This window comes from Butyrivibrio sp. MC2013, assembly GCF_000424585.1.
GTDB lineage: Bacteria > Bacillota > Clostridia > Lachnospirales > Lachnospiraceae > Butyrivibrio.
Map to the genome: position 1 here is coordinate 65,664 of NZ_AUKE01000019.1, position 7,402 is coordinate 73,065.

The following is a 7,402-nucleotide window of genomic DNA, read 5'->3' on the forward strand; positions in this document are numbered from 1 at the left end:
GTTGGATGATGTCAAATACATAAAAAACTCGCTTGAGGATTTATATGATATTCCTTTTTCTGTGAGTAAATCGTATGAATACTCTGATCCTGTATATAATGTTATCCCGCAGAACGAGATGGAGGAGTTGTTCTGCATTTCGATATTTATCAGGCAGGGAATCAGGATAATTATCGAAATAGAACCACAGAAATATGCGGCTGGGTTCGTCAATGAAATAAACCATGCGGGTTCCGAAAAAGTAAATAATTTTCTTTCGTATTATTCGTTGATAAAGGATAAAGGCGCCAAGATTGATCTCATAATTAACCAGATAGGTTATGATCCGCACGATGAGAATATGTGGATTATGAAATGGGAAAAGCTAAAGATAAGAATTAATAAGATTCTTGACAGAGAGTTTGAGGAAGAAGCAGAAATAGCAGCTATCTGCGAATGGACGAAAATAGCGTCCGGTCTAATACTGTCTCTTCTTAATATCGAGAATCTAATCGAGGAAGAAAAGAGATATTCGGAAGGAACTAAAAAAGAGGTACTGAGTGACAGATATGAAAGAAATCCTGTTAATAGAGAGTTATGTCTGGCTGCAAACGGATATTCGTGTAAAATATGCGGATTTGATTTTGAAAGAACCTATGGAGTAATTGGCACTGGATTTATCCACGTACATCATATTGAGAAGGTTGCAGATCATGGTGGGACATATTATCTGAACCCTGTTACAGACATGATACCGGTTTGTCCTAATTGTCATGCTATGCTTCACAGAAAGGATCCACCATACTTGCCTGAAGATTTACGAGAGATTTTAAATAAGCGAGAGGTAAAGGAGAACTAACTAATGAATAATGCATTAGTAATAAAATCAAGAAGAGAAGAGCTCGGGTTAAGCATTAAAGAAATGTCGGATGCTATTGGTATGGGCAAAAATGGAGATAAAATGCTTCGTGCCTGGGAGGCGGGAAAGGTGTCGCCGGATCCGGATATGGTTCGATGTATCGTTAGTTTTGCCAAGGTGAAGCCATACGAAACAAAGAAGAAAAAGACAAGTTTCAAATATATAGATTTGTTTGCCGGAATTGGAGGAATACGAATTCCCTTTCAGGAGTTAGGTGGCGAGTGCGTATTTACATCTGAATGGGATGAGTTTGCTCAAAAAACCTACAAAATGAATTTTGGAGGCGAAATCTGGGGTGACATCACTAAGGTGGATGAAAACAAGGACATACCGGATTTTGATGTTCTTCTGGGCGGGTTCCCTTGCCAGCCATTTTCTCAGGCTGGACTTCATAAAGGCTTTTCTGATACAAGAGGTACCTTATTTTTTGACATAGAACGAATCTTATCAGCAAAACGTCCAAAGGCATTTCTGCTGGAAAATGTAAAACAGTTAAAAGGTCACGACAAAGGCAGGACTTATAAAGTAATAGAGGAACATCTTAAAGCTTTGAACTATTCTGTTACATCGGCGGTTCTTCGTGCCGGCGATTTTGGAGTTCCTCAAAACAGAGAACGTATTTATATAGTGGGGTTTGATAAAAAGTACTTTGACATTGATGACAACTTTGAATTTGTCTTCCCGGTTCCGCCTAAGACCCCGACGAGATTGGGAGATATTTTGGAGAAAAATGTGGACCCCAAATATACAATCAGCGAAAAACTGTACGAAGGTCACAAAAGAAGAAAGGCTGAACATAAGAAAAAGGGAAATGGATTTGGGTTTTCCTTGTTTAATGAAGACTCAGAGTATACGAACACGCTGAGCGCAAGATATTACAAGGATGGCAGTGAAATATTAATAGATCAGGGTGATGATATACCCCCAAGAAAGCTTACACCGAGAGAATGTGCAAGATTACAAGGATTTCCTGAGGATTTTATAATACCTGTTTCTGACACGCGTGCATATAAGCAATTTGGGAATTCGGTTGCCGTACCCGTTGTAAGAGAAATTGCGAAGAACATGATATCTACAATGAATCGACTGGAGAAAAACAGGCATGCCTGATGTTCTTACAAAAGCCCAAAGAACAAAAAATATGAAGAGTATAAAATCAAAAGATACAGACATTGAAAGAATACTCAGAAAAGCGCTTTGGGAAAAAGGAATACGTTATCGAAAGAATTATAAAAAAATAACAGGGAAACCGGATATAGCAATCACAAAATATAAGATAGCTGTGTTTTGTGACAGTGAGTTTTTCCATGGGAAGGACTGGGAACAGCAGAAACAACGTATTTCAAAAGGAGAGCATGGTGAATTCTGGGTTAACAAAATTTCGAGGAATATAGAGCGAGATAATGAGGTGGATAAGGAATTGACCTCAAAGGGATGGAAAGTTATTAGATTTTGGGGAGAAGATATAAAAAAGCGTACACCAGAATGTGTAAGGGCAATAGAAGAAATAATTTTTGATGTGAAATTATCAGAGGGGGTAGACATATGAATCAGACAGATTCCTTTAGCGAAGAAATGAAAAAATACTTTGAATGTGAAGATGGGGCATATACTGCGTTTACTGATGTAGAACTTGGTAAAGGTACTTATAACGTAAAAAGTGTAATCAGACAGTTGCTGGTAAAGAAGATTGGAAAAGAGAATATTCCAATTGTCAATGTTACACCAAATCAGGATATATGCTTTGAGATCTGCCCCAAAGCAAAAATATATGGCACTTCAGTTATGAAAATTCCGTGCAAGTTTTCAAAGAAAGATAAAGATGAAATGACCATATATTTCAATCAGGAAATTATAAAATCGTTTAATGCTGCGGCGGGAGATATATGGTACATCTATTTTAAGGATGGATCCTCCGCTCCGGTACTTGGAGTTTTATCAAAAGACAAGTGGGATAATCTATTTGGGGAGGTTGATGAAGGCAAGGATGAGTCAGACGTAATCCAGAGTGATGATTTGAACTATTTGACAGATGTTTCAGATATGAAGCTGATAGAAGAAACAGCACCCGACAAAGCAACGGTAATACGTATTGGAAAAGCAACATCTGTTGTAAGAAGCCTTTCAGCGGAGGAGGCGGCCAAACGTGAAAAGAATCGTAAGAAAAAAGGTAACAGGGGAGAAGACATCGCCGTTGAAATCGAAAAAAGAAGACTGGCAGATATTGGAAGAATGGACTTGGTTGAAAAAGTGGTAAATGTAGCCAGGGTAAAAGATGGATTAGGGTATGATCTGATTTCTACTGATATAGATGAAAACGGGAACGAAATCGAAATATACATAGAGGTTAAAGCGACATCGGAAAAGAAGGACACACCTTTTTATGTGACGCCTAATGAGGTGGAGGTTTCAAGACGACTGTCAGATTACTATTATATCTATCGGATTTATGAAATGAATACCCATAGTAGTCAGGCGAAGTATTACAGGATTAAAGGGGCTATAGATACTAACTATGAGCTTGTACCCACGGAATACCTTGCATATAAAAAGTAAGAGATATAGAACCGGTTGCCATAGAAACTAACAAAGAATGTAAGAGGATACATAAGTGGCCGAGATAAAGAGTATTAACAATTTGTTGAATATGAATCTTGATATTCCGGATTATCAACGTCCGTACAAATGGACGATTCAGAATATTACAGATTTGCTTGGAGATATCACAAATTCAATAGCTGATGCTGAGAGGTATCGCAGTGGCTTTAAATATCGAATAGGGACAATCATTATTCATAATAATGAAAATGGTGTGGCAGATGTCGTCGATGGACAGCAGCGTATTATATCTCTGACACTTCTGAAACAGTGCATTGAACCCGGCTTTAATTGTAGTATTTTAGAAAAAGACTTTGCCAACAAAGTGACCCAGACCAATATCCATAATAATTTCAATTTCATCAGGGAATGGTTTTCTTTGAAGAATGAGGAGACAAGAGATGGTTTCATCAAGGCGTTCGAGGACATTCTTGAAGTTGTGGTCATCAGCGTTGATAAGGTGGAAGAGGCATTCCAATTATTTGATTCACAAAACACAAGAGGTAAAGAACTGGATCCTCACGATCTGCTGAAGGCATATCATCTTCGAGAAATGAAGAAATATCCATATGAGATGGAGCATGCTGTCACTAAATGGGAAGCTAAGGATACTTCTCAGATCAGAGAATTATTTGATCTATATCTGTTCCCAGTATGGAATTGGTCACGAGGGATTAAGAGCAGACCATTTACGGCCAAAGAGATTGATACTTATAAGGGTGTTGGTGAAGGCTCAACATATTCATATGCAAGGAGAGCCAGCAAAGCTATGCCATATTTCCAGATTACAGAACCCTTTATTGCAGGGAACGACTTTTTTGAGATGGTAGAGCATTACATGTATCTTTTGCGCGATGTGAGAGCCGAGATAGATAATAACAAGTCGTTTGCAACAATAAAGGATGTTCTTGATTTTAAGACCGGATCAGCCGGATTCGGATACACCAAGAATTTATTTTACTGTGCCCTGCTGTGTTATTACGATAAGTTTCATAATTTTGACGAGATGGCTGTAAAGAAGTTATTCAGTTGGGCGTTTATGATACGAGTAGATATGGAAAACCTTGGATTTGACAGTATCAATAAATATGCTATCGGTGATGAAAGCAATCAGCGTTATTCGAATACAATACCAATGTTTGCAAAGATAAGCTTTGCCAGATTGCATACTGAGATTTCTGGACTCCAGATAAAAATCAAAAGAGATAATGATGCTCCGGCAAGCAATAAATGGATGCCTCTTTATACAAAGCTGAAGGAGATGAATGGGATAGTGGAGGTGTCTAATGAGTGACTTCATAACAGAACTCAGGGTGTTAGGTACTGAAAGCAATATATTTGATACTAAGATGGAATATATTATTCCGCTGTATCAGCGTGCTTATGCGTGGGAGGATAAGCAGCTTACACAACTTATCGAGGATATATCAGATATCTCAGAGGATACAAATTACTATATCGGAGCATTGATTGTATCAAAGCAGGATGATAGGTATGAGGTGGTAGATGGTCAGCAGAGACTTACATCACTTTATCTCCTGATGAGTTGTCTTGGCTTGGAAGTCAAGAATACTCTTACATTTGCGTGCCGTGAAAAGTCGAATTATACGCTCAAGAATATCAAAGATCTGTTGTTGGATGACAGGAGCAAACTTGATATGGATCGGATTGAATCCGGAATCCAGCGAGGGATAGATATACTAACAGAAGAGATAAATAAAGATGATTTTGATAAGGAAAGCTTTCTGGAAAAACTAAGAAAGGTGATTGTATATCGTATCGAAGTTCCGGAGAATACAGACCTTAATCGTTATTTCGAGATTATGAATACGCGCGGGGAGCAGTTAGAGCAGCACGACATTTTGAAGGCTACTCTTATGCGGTATCTTCCAAATGATTCCGAAAAGGCTTTATTTGCTAAAATCTGGGATGCTTGTAGCGATATGACAGGCTATGTGCAGATGCATTTCGTAAGTAAGAATAATGAAGTGCGTGAAAACATCTTTGGCGGCGGGTGGAATGATTTGCCGTCGGATAACTGGAACAAGCTTGTAAATGGGATCAAGGCGGCAGATGTTAATGGGAATGGTCATAAAATTGCAGATATTATTGATATAGATTTTAAGGTTGATGATGACGATGGTTATCTGGATGATGATGTCAGAGTGCGTTTCGAGAGCATCATTGAGTTTCCGTATTTTCTGATCCACGCTCTTAAGGTTCTCATATGGATCAAAGGTATCAGACATGAGGATGAAAACTCTGCTATTATAGCAGAACTCTTGGATGATAAGAAGCTGATAGACAGTTTCAAACGAGTAATCAATCATGGTGTGATGGTTGGCAAGAAAATAGCTGATGATAAAGCGCAGTTTGCAAGGGATTATATCATTTGCCTGCTGAGGACAAGATATCTGTTCGACAAGTATATCGTTAAGCGTGAATATGCTAATGATAATTCAGATGGTGAGTGGAGCCTTAAGAGTCTCTATGTATCAGGTCAACAATCCAAGAAGAAGCCATACTATCGTAATTCGCGATTTGCACGTAGCGGGGAATGGGACCGGACAAATAATTGGAGAAACGATACCAATGTCATGCTTCAATCTGCACTTCGTGTCTCATATACATCCCCGAAGGTTATGCACTGGATCACTAAGCTATTGCAGTGGTTATCCGAAGATGGATGTAAACATACAAGCGATGAATACATGGCTGAATATGATGTTGTAACTGAAAATATTGCAAAAGAAGCAGTACGGGAGAATTTCTTTGATGTATGTAAGGATGGCTCCTATGCAATGGGGGTAAATACTCCGCATATTGTATTCAATTACCTTGATTTCCTTATTTGGAATTCAAACCGCAATAAGTATGATAACTTCACTTTCGAATTCAGGAACTCTGTAGAACACTGGTATCCACAGAATCCGTCCGAGGGAACCTTCGAACAGTGGAAAGATGGAGTGGATCAGTTTGGTAATCTTTGCATTATTCAAAGAAATGTTAACTCAAAATTTTCAAATATGTCGCCGGAAGCCAAAAAGAGTACCTTCAAGGAGATGATAGCTAAAGGTAGTCTTAAGCTTCGTATTATGAGCGAACTTACGGAAAAACATGGGGACAAGGTTGCAAGCCTATACTGGAAGGAGACGGCATATAAGGAACATGAAAAGTCAATGCTAAACCTGCTCTTCAATGCATGTGGTGTTGAAACTACTGTTGTATTTCCTGATGAAGATGATGATCAGATAGAAAGTATTACAGGACATAAACAAGGAACGTCTCTCAATGTTGCCTCTATTATGCTTGACTGGGCTATGGAAAAGCAGAAAGCTGGCGAGATTGAAATAGACCAGAATCGCTGTGGAAAGAAATTTGTGCGATACACGACAAAAGCAACATCAAAGCTGTTGCCGGAAGCTGAGATTGCCGCAAGTGGTTGGGGAACGAAAACACATTATTTTTATGAAATCGCAAACTCTCAGGGCAGGCATGTCAGAATTCAGTTGGCGTTAAGTTCAGAAAATATACCAGATTACCTAATGAAGATATGTGAGCGCATAAATGATAAATTTCCATCAAGGATTCAGAAGGAAAACTGGAAGTGGCGAACCCCGTTTGTTTCGGATCGGATACGCTTTAATGAAAAAACTACAAAAGAAGATGTTATAAATGCTCTTGAAGAATGCTACAGACAGGTTAAAGCATTTGAGAATAGAATGCTGGCTGAATCGGATTATATTATGGGAAGATGATATATATGTCGAAATTGTATGTAACACCGTTTGAAGAAGCTGGAAAAACTAGGCAATGTCATTAAGTTAAGTGTGACGACAATAAGACTCTTATACCAGAAATGGTATAGGGGTCTTTTTTTTCTGAAAAAAAGTTGACAGCAGGACT

At 38.5% G+C, this 7,402-nt stretch carries 6 protein-coding genes; all 6 read left to right on the forward strand.

Features of this window, described 5'->3' with window-relative positions:
- Position 1 precedes the first annotated feature (1 nt).
- The 6 genes from G636_RS20555 to G636_RS18245 are packed head-to-tail and all read left to right on the forward strand — an operon-like array spanning position 2 to position 7,254.
- On the forward strand, positions 2-838 hold the full coding sequence (locus G636_RS20555) for an HNH endonuclease (RefSeq protein ID WP_196803094.1): 837 nt from the start codon (positions 2-4) through the stop codon (positions 836-838).
- Positions 839-841: 3 nt separating this feature from the next.
- Complete coding sequence (gene dcm, locus G636_RS0110890) at positions 842-2,008, forward strand: DNA (cytosine-5-)-methyltransferase (RefSeq protein ID WP_026508087.1); 1,167 nt, start codon at positions 842-844, stop codon at positions 2,006-2,008.
- Positions 2,001-2,447, forward strand: a complete 447-nt coding sequence (locus tag G636_RS0110895; RefSeq protein ID WP_026508088.1) for a very short patch repair endonuclease — start codon at positions 2,001-2,003, stop codon at positions 2,445-2,447. Before dcm ends, G636_RS0110895 begins: the two co-directional genes overlap by 8 nt.
- Positions 2,444-3,454 carry a DUF3883 domain-containing protein gene (locus G636_RS0110900; RefSeq protein ID WP_026508089.1) on the forward strand — a complete coding sequence of 337 codons (1,011 nt, stop codon included), beginning with the start codon at positions 2,444-2,446 and terminating at the stop codon, positions 3,452-3,454. Before G636_RS0110895 ends, G636_RS0110900 begins: the two co-directional genes overlap by 4 nt.
- A 55-nt stretch (positions 3,455-3,509) precedes the next feature.
- On the forward strand, positions 3,510-4,790 hold the full coding sequence (locus tag G636_RS0110905) for a DUF262 domain-containing protein (protein ID WP_026508090.1): 1,281 nt from the start codon (positions 3,510-3,512) through the stop codon (positions 4,788-4,790).
- On the forward strand, positions 4,783-7,254 hold the full coding sequence (locus G636_RS18245; RefSeq protein WP_081668375.1) for a GmrSD restriction endonuclease domain-containing protein: 2,472 nt from the start codon (positions 4,783-4,785) through the stop codon (positions 7,252-7,254). Before G636_RS0110905 ends, G636_RS18245 begins: the two co-directional genes overlap by 8 nt.
- Positions 7,255-7,402: the final 148 nt, after the last annotated feature.